Origin of the sequence: Granulicella cerasi (assembly GCF_025685575.1) — a bacterium.
In the GTDB taxonomy this organism is placed as follows: domain Bacteria; phylum Acidobacteriota; class Terriglobia; order Terriglobales; family Acidobacteriaceae; genus Granulicella; species Granulicella cerasi.
The window spans coordinates 222,428-248,590 of sequence record NZ_JAGSYD010000002.1; the positions used below are offsets into that span (position 1 = coordinate 222,428).

General features: G+C 61.8%; 13 protein-coding genes and 1 tRNA gene. 5 read left to right on the forward strand and 9 right to left on the reverse strand.

The window, feature by feature from the left end; all coding sequences use genetic code 11:
- Nucleotides 1-120: 120 nt before the first annotated feature.
- Genes murA through OHL11_RS06470 form a run of 3 tightly spaced genes read left to right on the forward strand, consistent with a single transcriptional unit; the run spans nucleotide 121 to nucleotide 3,220 of the window.
- The gene (gene murA, locus OHL11_RS06465) at nucleotides 121-1,401 is read left to right on the forward strand and encodes a UDP-N-acetylglucosamine 1-carboxyvinyltransferase (protein WP_263370679.1); all 1,281 of its coding nucleotides are present in this window, start codon (nucleotides 121-123) and stop codon (nucleotides 1,399-1,401) included.
- Nucleotides 1,402-1,430: 29 nt separating this feature from the next.
- Nucleotides 1,431-1,679, forward strand: a complete 249-nt coding sequence (locus OHL11_RS17265) for a hypothetical protein (RefSeq protein ID WP_390236534.1) — start codon at nucleotides 1,431-1,433, stop codon at nucleotides 1,677-1,679.
- Nucleotides 1,676-3,220, forward strand: a complete 1,545-nt coding sequence (locus tag OHL11_RS06470) for a leucyl aminopeptidase (protein ID WP_263370680.1) — start codon at nucleotides 1,676-1,678, stop codon at nucleotides 3,218-3,220. Before OHL11_RS17265 ends, OHL11_RS06470 begins: the two co-directional genes overlap by 4 nt.
- Nucleotides 3,221-3,307: 87 nt before the next feature.
- Here the strand turns inward: OHL11_RS06470 and OHL11_RS06475 are convergent, their stop codons facing one another.
- The 3 genes from OHL11_RS06475 to OHL11_RS06485 form a co-directional block, all read right to left on the reverse strand.
- Entirely contained in the window at nucleotides 3,308-3,973 is a 666-nt protein-coding gene (locus OHL11_RS06475) for a hypothetical protein (RefSeq protein WP_263370681.1), read from the reverse strand.
- Nucleotides 3,974-4,142: 169 nt separating this feature from the next.
- Complete coding sequence (locus OHL11_RS06480; RefSeq protein WP_263370682.1) at nucleotides 4,143-6,122, reverse strand: arginine--tRNA ligase; 1,980 nt, start codon at nucleotides 6,120-6,122, stop codon at nucleotides 4,143-4,145.
- 87 nt (nucleotides 6,123-6,209) lie between these two features.
- Entirely contained in the window at nucleotides 6,210-7,244 is a 1,035-nt protein-coding gene (locus OHL11_RS06485; protein WP_263370683.1) for a lysylphosphatidylglycerol synthase transmembrane domain-containing protein, read from the reverse strand.
- A 202-nt stretch (nucleotides 7,245-7,446) separates the two neighbouring features.
- Here OHL11_RS06485 and OHL11_RS06490 point away from each other — a divergent pair, with 202 nt between their 5' ends.
- Nucleotides 7,447-9,033, forward strand: coding sequence for a DUF6798 domain-containing protein (locus tag OHL11_RS06490; RefSeq protein WP_263370684.1), 1,587 nt, complete (start codon nucleotides 7,447-7,449; stop codon nucleotides 9,031-9,033).
- 153 nt (nucleotides 9,034-9,186) lie between these two features.
- Here OHL11_RS06490 and OHL11_RS06495 read toward each other — a convergent pair whose 3' ends face one another.
- The 4 genes from OHL11_RS06495 to OHL11_RS06510 form a co-directional block, all read right to left on the reverse strand.
- Entirely contained in the window at nucleotides 9,187-14,724 is a 5,538-nt protein-coding gene (locus OHL11_RS06495; RefSeq protein WP_263370685.1) for a cellulose synthase subunit BcsC-related outer membrane protein, read from the reverse strand.
- A 198-nt stretch (nucleotides 14,725-14,922) separates the two neighbouring features.
- Nucleotides 14,923-16,059 (reverse strand): cellulose synthase complex periplasmic endoglucanase BcsZ, encoded by a 1,137-nt coding sequence (gene bcsZ, locus OHL11_RS06500; protein ID WP_263370686.1) that lies wholly within the window; start codon nucleotides 16,057-16,059, stop codon nucleotides 14,923-14,925.
- A gap of 136 nt (nucleotides 16,060-16,195) precedes the next feature.
- Nucleotides 16,196-20,767, reverse strand: coding sequence for a UDP-forming cellulose synthase catalytic subunit (gene bcsA, locus OHL11_RS06505; protein WP_263370687.1), 4,572 nt, complete (start codon nucleotides 20,765-20,767; stop codon nucleotides 16,196-16,198).
- A complete protein-coding gene (locus OHL11_RS06510; RefSeq protein ID WP_263370688.1) occupies nucleotides 20,764-23,223 on the reverse strand; it encodes a cellulose synthase operon protein YhjQ/BcsQ in 2,460 nt (819 codons plus the stop codon). Before OHL11_RS06510 ends, bcsA begins: the two co-directional genes overlap by 4 nt.
- Before the next feature lie 197 nt (nucleotides 23,224-23,420).
- Here OHL11_RS06510 and OHL11_RS06515 point away from each other — a divergent pair.
- Nucleotides 23,421-23,496: transfer RNA gene (locus OHL11_RS06515), tRNA-Lys, on the forward strand.
- A 64-nt stretch (nucleotides 23,497-23,560) separates the two neighbouring features.
- Here the strand turns inward: OHL11_RS06515 and hldE are convergent.
- Nucleotides 23,561-25,039 carry a bifunctional D-glycero-beta-D-manno-heptose-7-phosphate kinase/D-glycero-beta-D-manno-heptose 1-phosphate adenylyltransferase HldE gene (gene hldE, locus OHL11_RS06520; protein ID WP_263370689.1) on the reverse strand — a complete coding sequence of 493 codons (1,479 nt, stop codon included), beginning with the start codon at nucleotides 25,037-25,039 and terminating at the stop codon, nucleotides 23,561-23,563.
- On the reverse strand, nucleotides 25,036-26,148 hold the full coding sequence (locus OHL11_RS06525) for a glycosyltransferase family 9 protein (RefSeq protein WP_263370690.1): 1,113 nt from the start codon (nucleotides 26,146-26,148) through the stop codon (nucleotides 25,036-25,038). Before OHL11_RS06525 ends, hldE begins: the two co-directional genes overlap by 4 nt.
- Nucleotides 26,149-26,163: the final 15 nt, after the last annotated feature.

The following is a 26,163-nucleotide window of genomic DNA, read 5'->3' on the forward strand; positions in this document are numbered from 1 at the left end:
TGCCCCATGTCTCGATTTCTGAGACATGGGTTCGCAGGATGCCAAAAGCAAATCGCCATTTCTCCCCGCACCAACATCGCCAATCCTTTCCTCGTTACTCTTTCGTAAACTGTCCTAGCTATGGACAAATTCGTCATCCGCGGCGGCAATCCGCTGCTCGGCACCATCAAAGTTTCCGGCGCGAAGAACTCCGCGCTCCCCTGCATGGCCGCGGCCATCCTCACTGAAGACGAAGTCGTCCTCGAAAACATCCCGCAGGTCCGCGACATCGAGACCGAGCGCAAGCTCCTCGAGTCGATGGGCGCTGAGGTCGAACTCGGCTACGGCCGCGCGCAGCACCGCACCACCGTCAAGTGCGGCGTGCTTTCCGATCCCGTTGCCAAGTACGAAATCGTCAAGACCATGCGCGCCTCTTCATTGGTCCTCGGGCCTCTTGTAGCGCGCACGGGCATGGCCCGCGTCGCCATGCCCGGCGGTTGCGCCATCGGTGGCCGCCCTATCGATCTTCACATCAAGGGCCTTGAAGCCATGGGTGCGAAGATCACCCAGGAGCACGGCTACCTCGAAGCACGCGCAGACCGCCTCAAGGGCGCGCACATCGTATTCGACAAAATCACCGTCACCGGTACGGAAGATCTGCTCATGGCCGCGGCTCTCGCCGACGGCGAGTCCCTCTTCGAGAACTGCGCCCGCGAACCCGAGGTCACCGACCTCGCCGCCATGCTCAACGGCATGGGCGCGCAGATCGAAGGCGCAGGCACCTCGACCATCCGCATCAAGGGCGTCTCCAAGCTTCACGGTGTGCGCCACCGCATCAACCCGGACCGCATCGAGGCAGGCACCTTCCTGATCGCGGGCGCCATCACCGGCGGCGACCTCAACGTTGACTGCTGCAACCCCGAACACCTCGCCTCGCTGCTCTCCAAGCTCGAGCAGTGCGGGGTGAAGCTCGAGGTGGGTAAGGACAACATCCGCGTGCACTCGGGCGGCAAGCTTACCGCCACCGACATCACCACCGAAGAGTACCCCGGCTTCCCCACCGACATGCAGGCGCAATTCATGGCGCTGTTGACACAGTGCGAAGGCACCTCGGTTGTCACGGAGAACATCTTCGAGAACCGCTTCATGCACGTCAGCGAACTCAACCGCATGGGCGCGAACATTTCGGTCAGCGGCCGCACGGCCACCATCCGCGGCGGCTCTAAGCTGCAGTCCGCAGCGGTCATGTGCTCGGACCTTCGCGCCTCGGCAGCGCTCGTCCTCGGCGCGCTGGTGGCGGACGGCGAAAGCATCCTCGACCGCGTGTATCACATGGATCGCGGCTACGAGCGTCTGGAAGAAAAGCTCCGCGGCGTGGGCGCGCAGATCCGGCGCATGGGTGAGATCTTCGGCAAGAAGTAACGGATGAAACTACCCACGGGCAGAATGCCATTGTTGAACTCTCCAAGCTCAGCGACTACTGCCTGAGCACCACACATCCGCGTGGCAAACATAAAGCCCGCGTCTTCTACGCATCGCTCGAAGCGACAGTCGAAGACGCGGGCCACAACTACGGTCTTCTCCCACTGAAGTCCCAGGACCTTATGCTCCTCCGGCATGAGCCTGTTCGAGTGCCGCATAAAGTTCAGATCCGCGTTCGCCCGTTCCTCATCACCTCGGAGTACGATGGTGAACTATGAACGCTGAGCTTCTTTTCTCGGAATCGCACGACGTCAAAACGCCTCTCCTCACGGTTTTCGCCGTAGACATCGCCCCCGGTAAAGACGCCACGCCATCCCCCGCGCTGATGACCACCAGCGACCCCCTCTCTCGCAGCGCCGCCCACTGGCTCGGCTCGGGGGAGTTCAAGGCCGCTCTTGGCGAGAGCCTTCTGCTGCACTCGCCCGCGGGCGTGGATGCGGAGCGCGTCCTCGTCGTCGGCTTGGGTAAAGTGAAATCGTTATCACCGCACGCCCTGCGCAAGGCCGCAGGTGCTGCCGTTCGTTTCGCCAAGCCGCGCGGCATTCGGAACCTGGCCATCAAATTCCCCAATGAGCGCGCACTCGCCGATGAGCCGGAAAATCCGCTCCCCGTGGAGCTATCCGCACGCGCACTCGTCGAAGGCGCTTACATCGCCGACTTCGAAATCGACACCTACCGCTCAGACCGCAAGGACACCAGCATCGAGTCGCTGACCTTCGTTTCCAGCGAGCGCGGCCGCACGCATCGTGCCGAGGTCCAGCGCGGGTTCGAGGCCGGCCGCATCGTCGGCGAATCGCAAAACTTCGCACGCGCCCTTGTCAACGAACCCGGGAACGTCCTCACCCCGACCGAGCTTGGCAAGCGCGCTGCGGCAATGGCCGAAGAAGTCGGCCTCCACTGCGATGTTTCCTCCACGCAAATGCTCGAGCACCTCGGCATGGGCGCGTTCCTCGCTGTTGCCAAAGGCTCCTACGAGCCACCGGCGCTCATCGTCCTGCGCTACGAGCCGCCCACGCCGGCGCCCGCGAATGCGCCCGTTCTCGGACTCGTCGGCAAAGGCATCACCTTCGACACCGGCGGCATCTCGTTGAAGCCCGCCGACGGCATGGACAAGATGAAGTACGACATGGGCGGCGCGGCTGCGATGCTCGGTGCGATGCGCGCCATCGCTCTGCTCAAGCCGAACGTGCGCGTCGTCTCCGTCATCTGCTCTTGCGAAAACATGCCCTCTGGCCGCGCCTATCGCCCCGGCGACGTGCTCAAGGCCATGAGTGGCACCACGATCGAAGTGCTGAACACCGACGCCGAAGGCCGCCTCGTCCTCGCCGATGGCCTGCACTACGCCAAGACGCTCGGCGCCACGCATCTCATCAACGCGGCGACACTCACCGGCGCCATCGGCGTCGCGCTCGGCCAGTTGAACGCTGGACTGTTCTCCAACGACGACGAGGCGGTCATCCACTTCCAGAGAGGCCTTGAAACCTCCGGCGAAGGCTTCTGGCGTATGCCCTGCACCGACGAGTATCGCGACACCATCAAGAGCTCCATCGGCGACATCATGAACACCGGCGGCTCCCGCTACGGCGGCGCGATCTCGGCGGCGATGTTCCTGAAGGAGTTCGTCGGCGACACTCCGTGGCTTCATCTCGACATCGCCAACATGGCCTGGATCGACGACAACAAGCCGTGGATCTCCAAAGGCCCGAGCGGCGTCGGAGTCCGCTCCATCCTCGAGTGGGTCCGCACCTACGCAAGCTAAGACAAAGAGCCACGCATCATGCATGGCTCTCTCGTATCTCAGCGGCATCCAGAGGAATCTGCGTTCGCTCCACCGAAGTTCTACCGCCTAAGGAAACACAACCCTATCCGGCGGCTGCGCAGGATGCTCCACCGGGTCCGGACGGAAGTCCGTGACCATCGGGCGATGATCTCCACCCTCGCCACCAAACACCGCAAGGCAATAATTCTTCAGCTTCACGCGCGTCGGCTTGTCGATGCCCACACCGATGTTGGCGTCGCGATCGTAGTTCGCTCGAACATCAATGCCCGCCACGCGATAGATCCCCGACCGCACATCCGGCACCTCAAATCTGAAGTGATAGAGCTGATAATCCGCCGCATCGCGAACACCCACACCACCACCGCCGAAGCTCACCGCATCCGGCATCGGCAATGAAGCATAGCTGTAATGCGGATGCGCCCCAAGCCCCATACGCAGATTCGTGAAGACACTGCGCGCGTCCTGCACGTTTTCCACGCGTAGCGTGAAGTGCACGATGTCGCCATAGCGAACGCTCGTACATGTGCCCTGCTTGGCATGATCAAGATCGCGTAGCGCGCCCGTCTGCGGCCAACCCGGCATGTTCACCGGCCCGTTCGCCTCACGCACGTTTGCCAGCTGCTTGGAGCCATTCGCCACCGGCGTATACGCCTGCGACTGCGCCCACGAGCACGTTCCCGTGCACATCAACGCAAACAGCATTGGCGTAACGAAGGGCGTGGCAAGACGCATGGCAGAGGGCTCCTGAAGCTACACCCTGAGCCTAGAAGCCCCGCCACGCCTTGCATAGAACCAGCTAGATTCGTAACAACCGTGGTTCGTCAGGAGCGGTTGTACGTTGTACGTTCTGAGGCTTAGTCACCGTCAGACTTGCGACGTAGAACGTACAGCTTACAACTCCTTACATCGCGGCCGGCACGCGAATGCCCAGCCACGCCAGCAACTGCACCAGAGAGCGCCGCGCCACCGCTGCCGTTGCCAGCAATACCGTCTTCTTCGCGGGGTCCGTCTCGTTCAGAATGTGGTGGCGGTGATAGAAGTTGTTGAAGCCCTGCGCCAGCACAAACGCGTACTTCGCCAGCACCGCGGGCTCCGCCTGCGCGATGCCCTGCTCCAGCACCTGCGAGAGGCGCGAGCACATCAGCCACACCTCCCAGACGCTGTCTTCGGCAAGCACCGCCGACGCATCCAGCTTCGCAAACTCCGCGAGCACCACGTCCTCATCGAGGCCAGCTTTGCGGAAGATATTCGCCGCACGCACCGCAGCATACTGCGCGTACGGTCCGGTCTCGCCTTCAAAGCTCAAAGCATCACGGAAATCAAACGCGATCAATGTATTCCGCGTGAATCGCAGCATGAAGTAGCGCAACGCGCCCACGCCAATTGCCTCAGCAATGTCGGCACGCTCATCCGCACTCAACTCCGGGTGACGCTTCTCCACCTCAGCCAGCGCTGCAGCGATCATGCGATCGATCAGGTCATCGGCCTTAACGCCAAAGCCCTTGCGTCCGCTCACCTCGAGGTACTGCTTGGCCTTGTCCTCATCGCTCAGCGTGTAGCCAAGCTCCTCGGCCGTGCGCGGCGTCAGCGCTACAAAAGCATAGTTCAGATGCGTGTACTTCTCCGCTTCGGCCGTGTAACCTAGCGCGCGCAACGCTTCCTTCACCTGCGCCTGCGGATCATCCTGACGCGAATCAATCACGTTGTAGATCGCATCCGCATGGCCAAAGCTCGGATGCGGGTCCTCGCCTTCGGTCGTTGAAACCCAACACGTATGCTTCGCATACTCGCGGAACTTCGCGTAGCCAAAGTCGAGGCCCAGCAGCCCAAACTTCCAGAGGTGATACGCAATGTCCTTGCCGACATACGTCACCGTACCGTTCGAGCGAATGAGGATCTTCGCGTCCTCATCCACCTCGCCCTCAGCCAGCGGCGGCGCGCCCGCACGGCGCATCACCCAGGCATTCGCATTCTTGCCCGCGGTCTCTTTGTAGAGCACGCCCTTCTCCACCATCAGCTTGCGCGCATGCTCCCAGAAGTGCAGGTGCAGAATCTCGCTCTCGCGTGGCAGGAAATCGTACTCGATGCCGAGGCGCTCCATCGTCGTCAGATGACGACGCAACACACCTGTCGCAATCAACTCCGCGATCTCAGCGGTCTCGTTGTTGCCCGCCTCAATCGCATGGAGCGTATCGAGCCGCAATTTTTTGCGCTCGACCTTCTGCTCCGGATCTTCCTCATACCACTGCGACACGCGCGCATACATATCCCAGCATGCGTAGTCGAGCCTCGTATTCGTCTCCAGCAACTCGGTCATCCACTCACGCACACGGTCGAGATTCATGCCCTCGAGATGCGTCACCGCAACGACGATGTCCGCGACCTGCACGCCCGTATTGTCGATGTAGTTCTGCACGCCGGTCGCATAGCCCGGCTTCCAAGCATCTGGTCGCAACATGCGCGCAAACGTATCGCCTAGAATCGCATTCCGCAGATGCCCTACGTGCGCGGCTTTGTTCGGATTGATGCTCGTGTGCTCGATCAGGCGGAATCCATCGCCGCCCACATTCGCGTGCTCACCCGCAGCCATGCGCTGCGCCGTCGCTGCACGGTCGAGCTTCACGTTCAGATAGCCCGCGCCGGCGATCTCCACCGAAGCTACGCCGGGGATCTCGCTCAGCAGCGGCTGCAACTCCTGCGCAATCGCGCGCGGAGCCTTCTTCAAACGCTTCGCCAGCTCGAACGCGACCGGCAACGCCATCTCGCCAAACTCAAGCTTCGGCGGCAACTCCACCACCAACGTCTTCAGCTCAACGTCATACTGCTGCGCCAACAGCGCCTGAATCTTCGCCTGAATTCCCTGCTGCAAAATCTTGTACATAATTTCTCTCTCGTCTCGATCACAACGAAGCGCAAACGACTCCGCGCAAACAGCGCGTTCTCTCGCCAGCGCTTTCTACGCTCTGCCTTACAGCTCTGTCGCCGTCGGCAACGCTTCTACTTCTTCCATCAACGGCTTGCGCAGCGCACGACGCGCGCGATGGATGAAGAACATCGCACCACCCACCGACGTCAACGACGCCAGCAGCCAAACATGCATCAGCAAACCGTACGTCGCAGCCCACTTCACATTCGCCCCATGACGCACCAACGCGTCCTGGCACGCCAACTCGAACGGCCCGATGCCGCCGGGCGAGCTCGGGATGAGGAACGACAAATTCGCTTCCGCCACAGCCTGCCAGGGCCCGACCCAGTCCGTCGCAAGACCAATCATCTTCGCGGCCGACACGTACATCACGCCTTCAAAGCCCCACGCGATGAAGCTGTACACAATCAGCATCAGCGAGCCGAAGATACCGATCTTCTCAATGCAATCGATGGCCAGGCCAAGATAATGCTCGATCTTGCCCACGATGCCGTTCTGCGTCTTGGTGGCCAGCTTCTGCACCGGTGCGTGAAGATGCCTGGCTCCGAAGATCAGCACCAACAGCCCGCCCGCAGAGATCGCCACGCACAACTCGGCCACCAGCTTCGCATGCGGCGAAACACCCTGCCCGAAGTGCATCGTAAACATGACCAGCACCGCCAGCGTGAACACATCGAGCAGCTTCTCAATGATCACCGTTGACAGCACCGACGTAGGCGAAACGCCGAGATCAGGCGCGTACGTGAACACACGCATGATGTCGCCGATACGCAGTGGCAGGATATTATTCGCCGCAAGCGACGTCATCAGCACCCGTGAGCAGGTTGAAAACTTCGAACCCATCGGACGCAGCATCATCCACCAGCGGAAGCAGCGCGTGCCGTAGCCCAGGATCGTGAACCCGATCACCGCCACAACCCACACCCACGACGTTACGTGGATGCTCTTGAACACATGCGGATCGAAGCCGCGCGTCCCATCAGGATGCTTGCGGATATACGTCCACCAAATAAAGAACGCGCTCACCGCGAACCCGGGAACGACCTTCAGTAGGCTCTTCACGCGATCGCGCGTCATGCACAACTCCAGGCGGCTTCAACACTTAGGTGGGGAGACAAAAATCGATTCATCGGCTTTTCCATTGTATCGTCAGCCTCATCCAGATCCGCACCCACGCCTCGTTTGTCATCCCCTCGCGGTTTCTGCGTCCCCAAGGCTACAAATTCGACGTAGGCCCACAAATCCCCGAACCACACCCAAACCCGATAAAGTCATATCGATGAGCCGCCTCCAGCAAACCACCATCCTCTTCACGCTGACGCTGCTTGTGCTCTTCACCCACGGCTTTCATCCGCTCGCCGAAGACGGCGGACTCTACGTCGCAGGTATCAAGTGGTTGCTGAACCCTGCGCTGTTCCCGCATGACTCCGCCTTCGTCACGGAACACCTTCGCTTCTCGCTCTTTGCTCCTGCGCTTGCAGGCGTCGTGCGTTTCACGCACCTGTCACTGCTCAGCGTGCTCTTCGCGGCGTACCTCATCACCACAGCTCTCACGCTCTTCGCCGCAAAGGAACTCCTCCGCTCCTGCGAATTTGGCGAACGCGCGCAGTTCGCCGGCACAGCCCTGCTTGCGGCCTGGTGGAGCATTCCCATCGCGGGCACCTCGCTCATGCTGATGGACCCTTACGTCACAGGTCGCAGCTTCTCCACGCCCTTTGGCCTGCTTGCCGTCGCCTATGCGCTTCGCCGCAAACCCAACGGCTGGTTGATCGCCATGTGCCTGCTGATGGCCGGCATCTTCCACCCGCTCATGGCGGGCTACTCCGCAGCCGCGGTACTGGCCGTCTTCGCCGCACGGAGCCCGCGCCCTCTCCCAAGCTGGGCAGCTCTCTTCATCGGCGCACATCTGCTCGCGAGAGAACTCGAGCGCCACGCCCAGCCCGAGCCACATGCCGAAGTCCTCGCATCCTACTCACGCTACTACTGGTTTCTCTCGCAATGGCAGTGGTATGAGCTCCTCGGCCTCATCGGCCCGCTCGTTGTCCTCTACTTCCTCACACGCCGGGACGAATCGCAGGTTCGCATCCTTCGCAACGCAACCCTCGGTCTCAGCCTCATCGCCACGCTCATCGCCCTGCTCTTCGCGCAGGAGCACTATGCCACACACCTCGTCGCGCGCATGCAGCCGCTCCGCGTCTTTGCCTTCACTTACGCGGTCATGCTGCTGCTCCTCGGCGCGAAGCTCGCGGACTGGAAGCTCACAGACCAGCGCCTACGGAATGAAGCCCTAGACCCACCACTCCCTACTCACGACTCAACACTCTCCGTAGAAGACTCTCAGCCAAGAGCACAAAGACGAGATCTCCGCCCCAAAAACCGCGGCACCAGGATCCTCGCCACAGGACTCGCCCTTTGCTTCGCCGGCAGCTTTGCGATCGCGCGCACGACCTTCCCCGCCTCGCCGCAGGTAGAGTGGCCGTGGGCCGAGACTGCGCACACGAATTCCTGGGTGCAAGCGTTCCTCTGGGCACGCCACAACACACCAAATGATGCGCTCTTCGCTCTCGACGCAAAGTACGTCAACACCGACGGCGAAGATGCCCAAACCTTCCGGGCATGGGCTGAACGCAGTACGCTTGCCGACTTCTCAAAAGATGGGGGCGAAGCCTCGATCACTCCAGCCCTCGCAGATCGCTGGCTTGCGGAGTCCTCGGCCCAGAAAGATCTCAGCTTGAAGAACGACGTAGACCGCGACCTGCGTCTCGCCCCGTATCATCCGACATGGCTCATCTTGCACTCCGACGCGTCAACCAGCCACCCCTGCTTCTACCGCAACGCCGTCGTCAAAGTCTGCGCAGTGAGGTAACAGCCCGGTGTTCTGTGTCGCAATCCGGCCTGAAAGCGCACTCATAGGACTCCCACGATGCTCCCGCCGCAGCGGTGCCACCGAGGGCCGTCCCCATGCAAGAAGCCCACCCGAAACGGGTGGGCTCATGGGTCGCACAAAGGTCAGGAAGTGCTACGGAACCCGCATCGGGCGGAAGCCTTCGATCGGGAACAGGCCCGTGGGAGCTTCAACCGTCTGCACCTGCGGCTTGAAGGTGTAACGCGCAAACGCTCCACCCTGCACATAGTTGTAGTTGTTGGTATTGTTCGCAGCCATGAAGCCGCCGACATACCAGTGCTCGTTCACATGGTAAGAAACCTGCGTATCAAACGCGTAGTTCGCGCCCGTATTTGAGTTCACCTGCAGACCGCAATACGGTGTGCAAGCCTGACTCGGTACGCCATTCTGATACGTCTGATCCAGCGGGAAGTACAACTGCTTGTCTTCCTGGAAAGTCTGGATGCCGATCGCGCCATTGATCACGTAGTGCAGGTTCTCCTTCCAGTGTCCCTTCCAGGTCACCGGAACCGCCGCGAGGAAGTAAGCGTTCGGGCTGAAGTAGCCGCCGAGACCGTAAGTGTATCCGCGCTCGTTGTAATCGAAGTGCTCACCGAACATCGTTCCGCCGATGTTCAAGGAACCGTAGTCTTCCCAGTTGCCGACGCGGAAATAAGCGCCCATCGTTCCGGCATACTTGCGGTTGGCCAGCACGTGATAACCCGTAACGTCGTAGCCTTCGCCCTGCACGTACAGGCCGGCCTTCTCGTCACCCGAATCGAAGCGGATACCGCCACCGGTGGTGACAACGCCACCCCAGATCTGCCCCGTCGTGCTGCCCGGATCGCGCATACCTGCGTAGGAGAGCATTGTCTCCTTTACCGAATCGCGCCCACCGAACAACGTGAAGTGCCAGTTGCCCGGACGCCACTGCGCACGGCCAATGGCATTCGATACCGGGAAGCCGTAAGGCGAGTATCCTGCGGCAATCGAGAACGTATTCGTACGGAACTGCAATTCACCGCCAAAGCCTGTTGCGAACTGCTGCGTCGGAGCGGTGCTTGCACTGTCATACAGCGAACCGAGCAGAGGTTTACCCACCGGCGTATCCGGCAAAACCAGCTGCCCCGAGTTCAGGAAGACAGCCTTCGGCACAAATGTCAGACGCGCTGACTTACCGAGAGCCATCGATGCTTCGAACGGAACTGCAAGCCCTGTCAGGCGATCGATACCCGCGGTGCCGGAGCGATACCAGGCATAGGCGCTGCCACCCATCCAGCTTGAGTAACCCGCTTCGATCAGCGCGAGATCCAACTGCGCCTGCTGACGTTCGTTCAACGGCATCTTCGGGTCCTGAGAAGCGCGCGGATCAAAGTAGCCGCGAAGCGGCGGAACGTTCTGCTGGCGAAGCTGATAGTCGTTGGGCGGCGTAGGCAGCGGATAAGTCGATTGCACCTGCGGTTCCCCTTCGTTCTGAAGAGGCTGCGGGTAAACCGGATACGACATCGGATTCGACTGCTGCACGGGCGCGCTCTGTGATGGCAGCGCTGGCACTGTCGTCGTCCGGGTTGAAGTCCTACGGCGCGCGTGCGGCGTGCTCGTTCCACGCGTGCGCGGCTGCGGATACTGCTGTCCCGGAGTCGCTTCCTGCGAAGCAGCACTCTGCTGCCCATTTCCGCCAAACTGGCTGAACGCGTTCGCCCTTGAGGTGCCCGCAGAAGGCTTCGGCTGCGTGATCTGCGCGCCCTGTGCGGACGCCGCGCTGAACTGCGCGTTCGTCAGCAATGCGGTCGAGGCATCATTGTCGGTCGTGTAGTTCTCAACAGGCGGATGGCTCACCCCCTCAAGCACCACCGGCGCCTGCATCTGGTTCGCATGAATCGCAGCAGCGCGCTGGCGAGCCGCTGCAGTTCCCCGCAACGTGCGAGGAGTGCTGACCGGAGCGCTCGCGGGGATGGGAGAAGCGAACGTGATCGTGCGGTCTGCAGAGTGCGAAGCTACGGGAGCCGCATTTTGATCTTCCGGAACATACACAGGCGGTGGAACATAGTGCGGCTGCTCGCTTGCCTGCTGGCGCACCGGATAGGAATGCGTGAGTTCAACGGGGGCCGGCTTCAACGTGACGGCACGACGGCTCACAATCGGGCGCTTCATGGAACCAACCGCAGGGCGCGAGGCTTTCTTGTGCGATGCCGATGCCTTTGGAACGCCGAAGTTGGCGAAAGCATTCTGCGATTCCTGGCTGGATTGCGGCACATAGGAAACCGTGCGCATCTCCGCAGTGCTGGGAGCCGACATTCCATCGACAAAACGCACCGAATCGGCGGTCTTAACGTCGACGAACTTTCGAGGAGCGCCACCTAACACGACCTGCGCGAGCATAGCTTCACCACGCGAATCCGGCAGAGGTTCCCCGGGCACAAAGTGCTGGTAAACCGGCCCGCCCGGTGCGGCATGGAGCTTCAGGACGGCGGTGTCTTGCGTCGGAGCCGAAGAACCAGGGCGCGGAGTTGGCGTCACAGCCGACTGCGGCAAGTAATCACCGATCGTCGGGCTGGACTGCGTCTGACCGCGACGGGCGGCCGGGTCCTGATAGCCCGGGTTGACGATGTAGTTCTGCTGATCCGTGGTGGCGGGATTGATAACCGTCGTCGTGGAGGGATAGCTGTAGGAATCAGCCGGCGCAGGCGCCTGATAGCTGGGCACGACCGCGGTCTTCTTTGAACGTGTTGTCGGACGGCTTACGTAACGGCCCGACTGAGCGGCATAAGGCGCAACCGCAGCAGAGCGAGTCGGCGTGTTCACGATCACAGGCGGCTGAACGGCTGTTCCGTTGTAGCTCGGCAGATAAGGGCGCTGCACCGCAACCGCGGGAGAGCCCATGCTATCGAGCGGCACGTCCGGCTGCGAGAGCAACGTAGCGAGGTCCTGCGGGGCAGCCGTATCCGGCAAGGTGCGAGGAGCAGGCGCGTGGGCCAGCGCTTCAGCCAACTCTTCGCCGGGATCCGGTCCCGGCATCGACTGCAGGCTCGCGCGATAATAATCCGCAGCGCGGCCCGCGTTGCCGCGGGCCGTTTCAAACTTTGCCGCCAAACCGAGAAGCTGCGAGTCACGCGGATACTGGTTGAGCCCGAAGCGCAGCCAGATTTCAGCGTCCTTCAAATCATTCGCCGACAGCGCAGCGCCAACAGCGCCACGATAATCTGCCGCCGATCCGGCCGACATATCCTGAGCCCTAAATATCTGAATGGCCTCCTTGGGGAGGCCAGCGGCTGCGTACCCATTTCCCAGTGCTTTTAGTACCCCTGGATTGTTTGGAAATGCTTGGGCTGCTGCGTTCAGTAGAGCGATGGCTCGTCTTGGATTCCCTGCGGCCAGGGCTTGCTGCGACCTCCGCACCGCCCAACTGGCCCAGATCGTTTGCACCTGCCTGCGCTGCTCATCGGTCAGGTCGCGACGACCGCCAAGCATCATCAACTGTTTGAACAGCGCATTATCGTTTCCTGTATTGAAGAGCAGCCATGCCGCCTGGATGTCTACTCCTGACGGCGGGACCATACCCATCATTTTGTAATGGGCCTGTGCACGGTTCAGGAAGCGCATCGCATCCTGCGGATGACCGAGAGCGGCGTAGATATTGCCGACGGTCTGCAGGTAATCCGGATCAGCCTCAAGCTGACGACGCATCTCCGGCGACATCTGCTGAATCTCCGCCAACGCTTCCTGATCATGTCCGGTCGCGTGCAACGAGTTCAGAAGCCCCTTCCAGGCATCCGGGCGATCGGGATTATTCGTCAGGATGTTCTCGAAGAGCGGGAATGCTTTCTCCGTGTTGCCATGCTTCAGATAAAGGTTCGCCAGCGTCACCTGCGCTGCGACAAAGGGCTTCTGCCCTGCCTGCTGCTGCGCGTTCAGGAACTGCTCGAGCACGTTCTGCGCGAGATCGTCATGCCCCTGGCTGATGTAGATCGAAGCCACGGTCGTCGCAAAGCCCGGCTCCTGCATTGCAGCCTGATAGTTCGCCGCCGGCATCTGCTGCAGTTGCGCGAAAGCATCTACATCATTCCCCATGCCGTGATCAGCCTGCACGAGGCCGACCCAGGCACTGGTATTGGTCGAATCAGCCGCGAGCACTTCGCGATAAAGAGCCGAAGCCTGCTCCTGGCGACCAGCTGCTGAGAGTAGCGCCGCGTACTGCATCTGCACATCTGCGCGAAGGCCGCGAGCGTCCGCCGGGAACGGCAGCGATAGAGCAGCCTGCAGGATGCGCTGCGCTTCGATATCGCGGTTCGTGGCCGAGTACACCGAGGCCAGCGTTCGCAGATAGTCCGGATCCCGCATCAAGCGCGAGTGAATGCCGCTCGGGATACGACGGTCCACCCCCAGCGCCAGATCGAACTGGTTTGCCGAGGAGTAGGCCATGAAGAGCCCCTTCCACGCTTGCAGATCCTGCGGATGCAGGCGTGTGTACGTCGTGTAAACCGAGATCGCTGGTTCAGCCTGCTCTGCCTTGAGCAACGTGCCGCCGAGGCCTTGGAGCGCACCGTCATCATCGGGGCGCATCGCCAGTGCGGCCTGAAACTGCGTGAGCGCCGTTTGGAGGTCGTCTTCTGCCAGAGCGCCAGAAGCCTCGCGCATCGTGTAGTAGAAGCGCGAATCCGCCAGCGCCTTCTCCAGGCCCGCGGAGTGATCGCCCGCCTGCTCGGCCTGCGAGAAGTACGAGATCGCCCCGCCGAAGTTCGCCTGGTTCATGCGGATATAGCCGAGACCCGCGAGCGCCTTCACATCGTTCGGATTCTTATCGAGCAGTACCTGGAAGCGCTGCTCTGCTTCCGAATAACGCTTGTTGTTCAGTGCTGCGTAGGCGGCCTGCAACTCGCGTCCCATCTCGGAGCGCTCAGCAATCGCGGCCTTCTCTTCCGGGGTCTGCGCGGGAGCAGCCTGATGATGCACGGCCGTGCGACGCGCGTCGCCCGCAGCCTGGTCCCACGAGGTCGCCTGCTGCAACGAGCTCACAGCGTCGCTGTCATTCGGGTAGCGAGCGAGAAGCTTGCGGCCTTCCGCACGGGTGCGCGGATTGTAGGTAAGAATCTTGCCCAGAGCGACCGCGTAGCGCGGATCATTCGGGTACTTGTCCATCAGCGCGCGAAGTCCTGCGATCGCCTGAGGGCGCGTCTCTTCCGTAGCTGCTTCGGTCTGGTAATAGCTCAGCGCAGGCTCGCCGTCCGGAGGAGTATTGCCGTAAACCTGCTTCAGCAGTGCCATCGAGCGAGCGTACTGCCCCTGCTGCGATAGCTGGCCTGCCTGGCGCAACAACACATTCGAATCCTGCGCTGTCCCCATATTCTCGACGCGAGAAATGTTCGGATCACTCGGATTGATCTGGCGCAGACGCGCAAGATACTGATTTGCCTCGTCGATGTGCCCCTGCGACTTTGCAGCGCGGGCCATGCCTGCGAGAGCTTCCGTGTTGTTCGGATCTGAGAGAAGCACCTGCTGCCACTGCTGCTTGGCCAGGTCCATACGACCGCGAGTTTCCAGCGCGTGCGCCTTCCCGAGAAGCTGCGTGGTCACGCCATCCTGCGCGTGCGCCCATGCGCCGACGGTGGACATCGTCAACGCACAGAGCAGTAGCCCCTTCGCTCTGAAATGCATGCGCGAAACTGTCGTCATTGCCTCTCGTTCACCGCTAAAGTCTGTCGAACCTGTGGTGCAAACCGTAGTGCCGGTTTGGATTCCTACTCAGTTAGTTTCTGTGAGATTACCCTGTTTTGTGTGGTTTGGCTCCGGTTTTTTTCACACATTCTGGTGCAATCAGAGGTTCAATCCAGAAATCCAAAGTTTCCACCCAATTTTTCCACACAAGCGAGACTATTTCCACTTTAGACGGAGCTGTCCGTTGGCCTCAAAGCGATACCTGGACTCTTCATATCCCAACGCGAAGAGCGCGAGGTTCTGGTCGTAGTAAAGACCGGAACGACCGTAGAGCCCGGACTTCTCATCGAGCGTCGCGGTCAGGCGATCGTGTTGAACCTTCTCCGCGTCTTTGCGATTCGAAGCGAGCAGGAACGGAAGCACGGCGGCAGAAAACCCCGGAGGTGCAGCAGAATCAATAACCTGTCCTTCAGGTCCGACCTTCAGCGGCGGAGTTACAGCACCTGCGCTCAAGAAATTCGCCATGCCACTCAAGCTCGCGAGCTCCTGCGAGACCTGCGGCGTGTGCGGATCGGCGATGCCTGCCCAGAGGTAGACGCGGATCGCGTCGTAGCTCCCCACGGGCGTTGGAGCTTTTTGATCTGCAGTAAGGGTAGCCACGGTCATCGGAGGCGCGGAAGGCCCGATGCCCGCGTCCTGCGTTGCGGCCATCCAGTCCATTGCGAAACCACCCGAGGTGCGTACGATCTCAGGCAAAGCCGCCAACACCTGTGCCCAGGGTCCTTGCGGATTCTGCCGGGCGAAGTACTCAAGCAGCGAAGGCGGGGTGTAGCTCGGATTCAGGAACCACGTGGTCGCTGAGGGGTGAAAACCCTGCGATCCGGGAAGCATGACCGTCGTGCCCGAAGGCAGCAGCACGATCTCCTGCTGCGCGATGCGGTTGGCCAGCGTCTTGCCGAGCGTTCTGTAGCGGTCCACGTGCCACAGACGACCGGCTTCGCAGAAGGTGTAGGCCATCCACAGATCAGCGTCCGAGGCCGAGTTGGCGTCGAGCACATGCCAGGAGCCATCGCTTGCCTTGCCCCAGCTCCATGCGGGCAAGCGCTGCGTCAGGTCTCCTCCGGCGAGGTTATTCTCCGTCCACTCGGCGAGTTTGTCGAAGCGCGCGCGGTCGTTGGAAACGAGCGCGAAGAACAATGCGTAGGCTTGTCCTTCCGAGGTGGTGCGGTCTACGGCGCCGTGGTCGATCACACGCCCTTGCTGATCGATGAACTGATTCGCGTAGCTGTTCCACAGCGGCCAGGGCTTCTGCGCGCGGCAACCGGAGGTCAGCGAAAGCGACAACGTCGCCACCAGCGATACTCCACGCCGAAGAGCGCTCGCTCTAGGGGAACCAAATCGAAGCTGCATCATCCGATGAGAACCTACGCCTTAGCCGATGTCAGAAAAAAGAGAGCGCCCGGAAAATCTCCAGGCGCTCTCGGTTGCATTACGAGTTTGCTTGCAGGCGACGGCGTGCGTTGCGGCGCAGCATAGCGCGCAGCAGAGCCGCCATCAGGAAGCAGAGCACAGCCGCAGCCAGAACGACCAGCCACGGGAACTCCGAGAAGAGCAGCCAGAGGCGCACGAACGGGTTCAGGTAGCCCACATGGTAGTTCTGGTTGCCGATACGGTAGCTGGCGAAGCGGTTCCCTGCCAGCACGCTCACCGTCTGCGAGATATCGGACGACTGCGAGGTCTTCAGGAATACCGACATGAAGTTCGCCGCGATCGACTTGTCGCGCAGAGCCACGAGCACCGTCGAGTGCCCCGAACCGCGCGGCCATTCGATGCCCTCGATGATCGCGTCCGGCATGCCGCCCTGCGTGGAGAGCTTGCCGCTCTCAATGTGGTCCGAGCTCTTCACCTTCCACCAGGCGTGCTGCAGCGGATCGAAGTAGCCCTGCGTGTCCTGCACGCGAAGACCGCCATTGTCGATACGTACAGGTAGCGTGTCGTTCAGCTTGCCGATCGCAGGCTGATCATCCATCGTACCCATGACGAGGTAGTCGCGACCGTCCTTCATGCCGTCGGCGTCGGTCACCGTGACGTTCAGCACCGGGTAGCCGGTCTGCGCGCCGAAGTGGCCCATCATCGTCAGGTAGAGTTCGATCTCTTCCAGTCCTGGAGCGCTGGGCATCACGACGGCGGTGTCCGAAAGATCAGCACGACGCGTGAACGGGAAGCCCGCGTTCGAGAAGAGTTCCAGATCCGGCAGACGTGCCCAGTGCGGGATGCCGCGGAGATCGAGGTACGAGCTCTTGAGGATCGCACCCTGCAGGTTCATCGGCGCGGTGTCCTGGCACTTGCCCTTCACCGCGAGTTGGAAGACAAACTTTGCAGTGAGCGAGTTCGAGAACGGACGCATGTCCACCACGGGAATCGGGATCACTGTATGCAGGTCCTTCGAAGCCGTATCGGTGTGCGGCAGCGGCGGTGAAGAAACGTACGCGCCGTTCATGAACATCTGCAGCGTGGATTCGTCGGCCAGCGGAACACCGTTGTATCGGTAGTCCATCTGGAACGCGAGCGCGCCCTTGTTGCTGTAGTAGAGGTCCGGCGGAACGCGCATGAAGATGTTCACCGGCACGCTGCCATCGCCCTGCAGGTCGTTGCCCTTGGTGATGTCTTCGAGGCGGACGAGCTTGTCCGTACGCAACCAGCGCGGAGCAGAATCCGGCTCACTCTTCTTCGGAGCTTCGGTCAGTGTGAGGCGTTGAATGTCTCCTGCCAGAGCGCCTTCCGGGCTGAGCGTAAGCACACGCGCCGCCGTCACAAGATCGTCGGCATTGTCGCCTGTCAGCACCAGCACCTTCGAGTAGGGGTCGTTCGGGTTCGTGCGCATCGCCACCGTCGGGCCAGCGCTTCCGCCGATGCTCAAACTGGTCGGCAACTTGGACGGATCATCGCAGATCACGATGACGTTGCCCTGTGGGATCGTGCCAAAGCTTACGGGGAAACGCGCGGGGCGATAATCCGTAAGCACACCGAACCACGAAGCCATGATGCCAGCCGCTTCCAGGGCGCGCGGCGAAGGCTGAGACATGAAGACGATGGGAATCGAAGGATGCAGGTTCACCGACGAGTCATAGAACGGCAACGGCAGCATCTTCAGATCGTTCTGCAGTGGCAGCAGCGAACCTGCGAGTTCCAGAGTCGACGTCGTATCCACATGCGACCACAGCGTCGAGTGCGAAGGGTCCTCGCAGTCCATCGTGTAGTGGCCGACGAACTCGAAGGTGAGTTCGTTGTTATGGACAAGCATCTCCGACGGCATCGCAAGATTCACTGAGAGCATCGCGTTGTTTTCAACGCGAACGGAGTTGAGCTTCTGCGAAGAGGTGAGATCGCCAGCAGGCGCCTGGGCCTGCTGCGTGACAGGGATCGTCGCAAACAACGTGCCGTTGAGGCTCACCTTCAGATGAGAGATCATCGGCAGCAAGCCCGGCGAGAAGTGATAGTTCAGCTTCAGCGTCGCCGTCTTGACGACCTGCGTCTGCGGCACTGAGAAGTAAACCGAGTGATACGCGTCCACGCCGCGCAGCACGATCGTGTCCGGCACGCCGATGTCGCCGAGCGTGAAGACGTTATCGAACTGACCCGCAGGAACAGCGCGGGCAGGCGCGCCATCGGTAGGAACCAGCGCCGCGGCAGGGTTCAGAGCCGTGACCATGTTCGGTCCGGCGACACCGCCGTCAGCAGCGACAGAGCGCGGTGCGAGCACCTGCGCGTGAGCCACATGCAGACCCGGCAGCAGCAGTGCGAGCAGTAGCATCGGCGTGATGCTCGTGGCCAGCTTGCCCTTCGGCGAGTTGGAACGCTTCTGCATCATGCCGCGCGCGGTACGGCGCAGGCCATGCACGGAGAGCAACAAAATTCGCCAAAGGCTATGCAGCGGGCGATCGGCTTCACGGGCTTCACCCCATCCCAGCCAAGTATCGGCTCGCGAATACAGCACCATAGTCAGCGCTTCCTCTTCCTGGATCGTCAATGGATCAAACTGAGCGCGCAACACGCGCCCATCTTCAAGGCCCACAATCGTTGCCGGCAGCACAGCGTCACCATCCAACACCGGGAACACCACGCGTACAGCGTCACCGATGGCCACGTTCACCGGACCATCGCATTCCATCATGCAGCCGCCGCTTGAGAGATCAGCAGTAACGCCCTGGATTGCGCTGCCGTCAGCAAGCACCACGCCAGCCGGCACGGCCATCGAGACACGTACTGTCGTGCGGCGCTGCTGGCTTTCCCACGCAACAGCCGTGGCCACGCCAAGAATCATGATGTTGAAGAACGTCCACAGTACGTTCATCACAATCGTTCCGGGATGGGTGCCATCCCACATGTTTGCGGGGATGTTCACGATCCAGTCGATCGGATGAGGCGCCGTGACGAACGGGAACTTGATGTAGCGGGGGATGGCACAGAGCAAGCCCACGCAGTTCAGAAACAGCATGACGAGGAACGGCTGCGCGATCCGCGTGTCAAAGTACGAGCGATTGACCACGCCACCCTTTGCCGTCACGTTGAAGCTGCCGAGCTTCGGATTCACCAGCGCGAGCATCGTCGGGAGGAAGATGTAAGGCGCAAGAACCGTTTCGTAAATTTCGTTCCAGAACGAGTGACGATGCTGGCCTTGAATGCGCGAGTTCGTCATGTTCGAAAGCACAAGATGCGGGAACGCATACGCGAAGATCGCCGCCCAGTAGCCCGGAACGTTCGTATGACCAAGGATCAGGTAGATCAGCGGTGCGGTCAGGAAGATCAGGCGCGGCAACGCGTACAGGAAGTGCGTCATCGCGTTGAAGTAGCAGAGACGCTGCGCGGCCGAGAGCCCCGGCAAGAGCAGCGGATTGTCCGTGCGCAGAATCTGGATCATGCCGCGCGCCCAGCGAATACGCTGCTTCACATGGCCACTCAGACGCTCCGTCGCAAGACCGGCTGCCTGCGGAATGTTGATGTACGCCGTGTTCCAGCCGTTCGACTGCATACGCAGCGAGGTGTGCGCATCTTCGGTGACGGTCTCCACGGCGATGCCGCCAACCTCGTCCAGCGCCTCGCGACGCATCACAGCGCACGAGCCGCAGAAGAAGGTGGCGTTCCAGAAGTCGTTACCGTCCTGCACGACACCGTAGAAGAGTTCGCCTTCGTTCGGGATCACGCGGAACTGGTCGAGGTTACGCTCGAAGGGATCCGGCGAGTAGAAGTGATGCGGCGTCTGCAACATGCCTAGCTTCTTGTCGCGGCCAAACCAGCCCATCGTCAGCTGCAGGAACGAGCGCGTAGGGATGTGGTCCGAGTCGAAGATCGCGACAAACGGTGCATCGAGACGCTTCAGCGCGCGGTTGATATTGCCAGCCTTCGCGTGCTTGTTATCGTCACGCGTCATGTACCCGATGCCAGCCTCTTCCGCGAACGCACGGAACTCTTCGCGCTTGCCGTCGTCGAGGATGTAGACGTTCAGCTTTTCGGCCGGCCAATCGATGTTCATCGCAGCCAGCGCGGTGTAACGCACCACGTTCAGCGGCTCGTTGTAGGTCGGAATCAGCAGGTCAACTGCGGGCCAGAGTTCAGGATCTTCCGGCAGCGGCACCGGCGTGCGACGCAGTGGCCAGATCGTCTGAATGTAGCCCAGCGCAAGGATCAAAAAGGCATAGGCTTCCGCGCCCACCAGCAGCAGGATGAAAAACGCATCCAGCCATGTCCACGTCTGCGCGGTGTCAGGATCGAAGAAGAACTTGTAGACCGTGAAAATACGCCAGAAGCCGTAGCGGAACGTAGAAAACACGCTGAGCAGCATCAGTGTCAGCGTGATCAAGTACGAGTTCGAACTGCGATCAATCCAGATCGCGACCAGCACGAGCAGCAAACCGAGCACGGCCTGTTGCGGCCACGTCAGCGGCAGTCCGCCGGTAAACATCAGAAACAAAACACCGCCGCCCAGGATCAGAAACCTGAGCGCCTTGAGCAAGAATCCTTCGCCGGACTCAAACTCTCTCCACAGGGGAGATCTCGTCATTGCTCACTCCATCGTGCGGTCTTTTGCGCATGGACCGCAGGCGCCTTCTGCGCCTTCAACCATGCCGCCAGGTTGCGGTAATCTTCTGCCACCGAAGAATCCGTCGCGTAATCCATCACGGTCATTCCTTCTGCCAACGCCTCGGGAACCGAAGCGGCGCGGCGAATCACAAATGGGAGCAGGCGGTCGCCCAACTGCTGCCGCATCACCTCGCGCACGTCCAGGTGCAGTCGTTGCGTTGCGTCGAACCGGTTCAGCAAGTACACCGGCTCCACCTTTTTACCTTGGCCGTCTTTGATCTCCGCAAAGAACTTTTCGATGGCACCAAGCGAGATGACCGAATTCATGTCCGGCGCCAACGGAACGAGCACCGTCGCATTCATCTGCGCCAGGCGACGAGCGACCCAGGGCGTGACCGCAGTCAGGTCAAAGATCGCACGCGAAGTGTCTGCCGTGCGCTGTGCGATCTCCTTGGAAAACCACTCCTGCGAGGCCGGGTCGCCGGACTTGTGCATGACGTCATAGCTGATCATGCAGATCGGCGCATCGTTGGAACCCGACGGCGGCGAGAAGCGGCGCATCTTTTCCGGAAGCAGCTCGCTTGCGCCAAAGTAGAACGGCAGCAAGCCATGCGAGGTCGTGTCCGCCAGCAGAATCGTCTCACCGGTCGCGGAAAGCGCACGCGCGAGTGAAGCGACGAGGCTGGTCTTCCCTACCCCGCCTGCGAGCGAGAACACGGCTACCAGCGGAACCTCGCGCGAGCGGGCTTCCTCTTCGGCAGCCTTCTCGGCCATCTGCTCCTGCACGCCATAATCGAAGACGCCCTTCAGCGCGTACCAGCGCGACGCCACGCGTTCGCGGGAGCGCTGCAGGCTGTCCGAAGAAGGGATGGCCGAACCGACGCGAGCGCCCTTGGGAGCGTCCTCGCGCGGCAGGTCCGAACGCTCGATCCATGCCGGCACCGGCGTAATGTCGATCGCACCCGACGAAGGCGCATTGGCTACGCGCTCACGAGCGCTGCCATAAGCTGCGAAGAAGCCGCTTGCCTCATCCGGCTGATAGCCGCGAACACGGCGCGCCTGCGCCAGGGCGGCATCCGCCTTCGCCTGCGCCTCGGCCTTCGCCTGCAGGTACGCACGCTGGCCGGGAGAATCGTTCTCTTCTGCGGTAACGACGGGCTGCGCCACCGGAACCTTGCCCGAACTCAGCTTCGACGGAGCCTGCTCCATTTCCGCAGCGAAAAGGTCGTTGCGTGAGGCCGTGCGTGTGCGCGTGCTCGGGCGCGGCTGCGCTACCGGCACGATCTCCGACGGATCATGCTCTACCGGCGACATATCCAGACCGAGAATCGAGCTGGTGCGCGAAGTGTTCAGCGTGTCATCCGCGGCCTGAATCGGCGCAGGAGCGACGGGCACGAAACCGGATGTGCCGTACTCCGCCTTCGACACGGACGGCGTGACGATCAAGGAACGCGAAGCCTGCGAAGCTGCCGGGCGCGCGATCGGCGCATCAGGAGAGGAAAGCGAAGAGAGCGCCGGAGGAAACTGTTGTGAGCGCGGAGCGATTGGAATCACCGTCGTCGAGCCTTCAGAAACAGCCTGGCGCGCCGGGCGGGGCTTTTCGAAGAACGTATCGGGCGCCGCCTGCGGATTCTCCTTCGGCTCCCGCTCGATGGCGCGGGTTCCGCGCGCGGCGACGATCGCCGCCTCTGACAAGCTGGTCGGGGCCTTCACTTCGGCGGCGACAGGGTCGATTCCCGTGGTGCTGCGAAGCTGCGGCACGATCACACGCGACTGCGAGTGACGCACCGGCATCATGTCTTCGTCGGGCACGGAAGGCTGGTGATAAACGCGGCCAGGCAACTGGTGCGCCTTATCGATATAGGGGTCAGAGATGCGTCCGCCGACCACGTTCGAGCCGGAAACCGCACGGCGACGCACGTCCGACGCGGCATAACGCTGCGCCTGCCGCTCGGCGGAGACGCGCGCATCTTCCATCTCGCGTGCTTCACGCCGAGCCGCGGCTTCCGCTGCAGCTACAGCTTCGGCGCGTCGAGCGGCTTCGATACGCTCGGAGGCCGCAATGCGGCTCATCTCTTCGGCCTGACGCTGGGCGCGATTCTTGGCTTCGTGCTGCTGTTCGGTATCTTTCTTCTGCTGCGCTTCGGCGGCCTTGCGGGCGGCTTCTTCGTGCAGGCGTGCGGCTTCTTCGGCTTCTCGAGCCGCCTTCTCAGCTTCGGACGCAGCCACTTCTGCTTCACGTTGCGCTAGAGACTCGGCCTGACGCTGTTCTTCGGCGGCACGAAGGCGCATCTGCGCGCGGTACTCGCGGCGTGATGCGGAGAAATCGCGATATTTGGCCCCCTGGAGATTCGCCCAGGCGTAGAGAACGGCGACGTCTTCCGGCGTATCACCGGGCAGCGCACCCTCTACGAGTTCGGATGGTTCCTTTTCCATTTCAGCCTCGAGCCGCGAGATTCAACTGCGCGCCGCTTGTTTCTGGTGTTAACACAAAAGTACAGAGCCGTACCCAGAGGCTATCGAGAGAGACAAGCCCAGTCAATGCAACGTGTGCACTAGTCACTAGGCATACATTGGCAAGGAGGGTTCCCCCTTTTCCACTCCCGCGAACCTGTTACCTTAGTAGACAGGTCGGGCGGGTAGCTCAGTTGGTAGAGCATCGCCCTTTTAAGGCGCTGGTCCTGGGTTCGAGCCCCAGCCCGCTCACCACCGACCTACCCTTCTACAAATCCATGCAATCGGCCGCGAAGGCTGACCGCTGTCGCGAAAGCGACTAGCAGGTCGGCCCCTGCGCCGAGAGCTTGCGTACGATGTTCGTCGTCGAGAAGCCCTCGACCGTCGGTACGATCTCCACGCGGCCCCCGCGAGCAGCCACAACCTCATGGCCTACAACGGTTTCCACGGAGTAGTCGCCGCCCTTTACCAGCACATCCGGCTGCAGCTCCTGAATCACTTCGAGCGGGGTGTCTTCGTCGAACAGCACGACTGCGTCCACCGCGGCGAGCGCGGCCATCACGCGAGCGCGCTCATTCTGCCCGACCACCGGGCGGCTCGGCCCCTTCAGGCGCGAGATCGACGCATCGGTGTTCAACCCCAGCACCAGTTTCGTGCCGAAGCGGCGGCAATCTTCCAGTAGCGTGACGTGGCCGACGTGCAGCAGATCAAAACAGCCGTTCGTGAAGACGATCGACTCTCCGCCAGCGCGCCACTCCGCCACGCGCTGCGCCATGCGATGGCGGTCCAGCACCTTGTCCGCGCCGGAAAGCCCCATCGACGGGGTCAGCAGGCTCACCAGCTCGTGGCCCGCGATCGGCACCGTGCCGACCTTGCCCACGACGATGCCCGCGGCCAGGTTGGCCAGTTCCACCGAACGCTCGATGTTCAGACCGCCCGCGAATCCGGCGGCCAGCATCGCGATCACGGTGTCGCCTGCGCCGGAGACATCGAAGACTTCGCGCGCTCGTGCCGGCGAGTGGAAGCTCGGGCCGTCGCGCAGCACGCGAATGCCCTTCTCGCTCATCGTGACCACGAGGTACTCGATGTCATGCTCGCGGCGCTGCTCGCCACCGGCGTCAATCAGGGCCGGGAGTTCATGCTGCGGCACGCCGGTCGCCACGGAAAGCTCGTTCAGGTTCGGGCAGACGCAGGTCGCGCCGCTGTACTTGGAAAAGTCTGGGGTCTTCGGGTCCGCCAGCACCGGCACGCCGCGCCTGCGGGCTGCGCGAATCACGGCTTCGCAGAGCGAAGTGGTCAGCGCGCCCTTGGCATAATCCGAAAGAACAACGACGTTCACCTTCTCGACCAACGCAACCGCGGTCTTCTCGAGTTCAGCGGCTTCTTCCGCCGACGGTTTCTCGCGGCTTTCGATGTCGAGGCGCAGCAACTGCTGGTTGCGGCCGATAATGCGTGTCTTGGAGACCGTCGGCAGCGTCGTCGATACCACGCCGACCGTGTCGATGCCTGCCTTCTCCAGCGTCGCGCGCAGCTCATTGCACTCCGCATCGCGCCCCCAGAACCCGCCGAGGACGACCTTGCAGCCGAGGCCCGCGAGGTTCATCGCAACGTTCGCCGCGCCGCCCGGGCGCTCATACCGCTGCGCGTGGCGCAGTACCGGCACAGGGGCCTCCGGCGAGATGCGATCGACTTCGCCGAGGATGTAGCGGTCGAGCATCAGGTCGCCCACCACCAACACGTGCAGGTCAGAGAACCCGCCTTCAAGCAACTGCAGAATCTTGTGAACGTCTTCGATCATGGCCGTCTTTCTAGGATAGCTGTATCCATGAGATGCGTGCGCGCTGCCGCCAGAGCCTCGTCCACCGAGATCGACAGAATGCAGCGCTTGCCCTCAACAGTGCAGACCTCCAGCCCGCACGCTCCGCACGACACCCAATGCTGCAACACCCGCACATGGCGACCGAACGGATACCACTGCCCGGGCACGTTCCGTGAGGAGAAGATACTCATGACCGGCGTCGCCACCGAGGCCGCCAGGTGCCCCGGCCCGCTGTCGTGCCCGAAGAACATCCGCGCCCGCTCCATCACCGCCGCAGACACCCGCGGAGAGGATGCGCCGCATAGATTCAATGCCTTACCGCCAGCGCCTTCGCGCCACGCGGCAGCGACCTCTTCGCTCTCGGCCGCTTCATTCGGCGCGCCGAGTACGACGAGACCGCTCTCAGGGTGCTCGCTCGCCCACTGGCGAAAGAAGCTCGTCCAGCGGTCAAGCCCCCAGTGGTTCGCCTGGGATTTCGTTCCGATGCTGAACGCAAAGAAGGAGCGCCCTGCCAGCGGCGCAAGCAGCGCGTCGGCCTCGGCGCGTTCCGCCGCCGTCAGCCCAGGAGCAAAGTTCGCCGGATCGCTCGTCACAGGATCGCCCAACTCCGCTGCCACACACCGCGCAAGACGATCTGCCTCGGCTTCATAGAGCGGCTTGCCGTCCGCCTCGGTGCGCAGCAAGCGGTTCTTCTGCTCGTCCTCGGTCAGCGGAAGCCCGATGATGCGCTTGATGCCGCATAGCCGAAAGAAGGCGCGATCGCGCTCTGCGGCCTTCATGCCGCGTGGTCCTGCGAGATACACCATCGTGTCCGCGCCATAGCGACGGATGCGCCACATCAGCTTCAGCAGCGCCAACGGGCTGCGCTCGCCCACCACGTAGGTCTCGAAGCCATCGACAAGACCGGAGTTGCCCAGCACAGCTTCTGCGGCAGCGGCCTTCGCCGCGACAGGGATGTTCGTCAACAGACGCATCTCTGCGTTGGGAAACGCGCGACGCGCCTGCCTGTAGCAAGGAATCGCAATGAGATGATCGCCCAGCGAACCGAGGCGATAGAGCAGCACACGCTTTGTCTTCGAGTCCGGCATTCGTTCCCCGAGTGT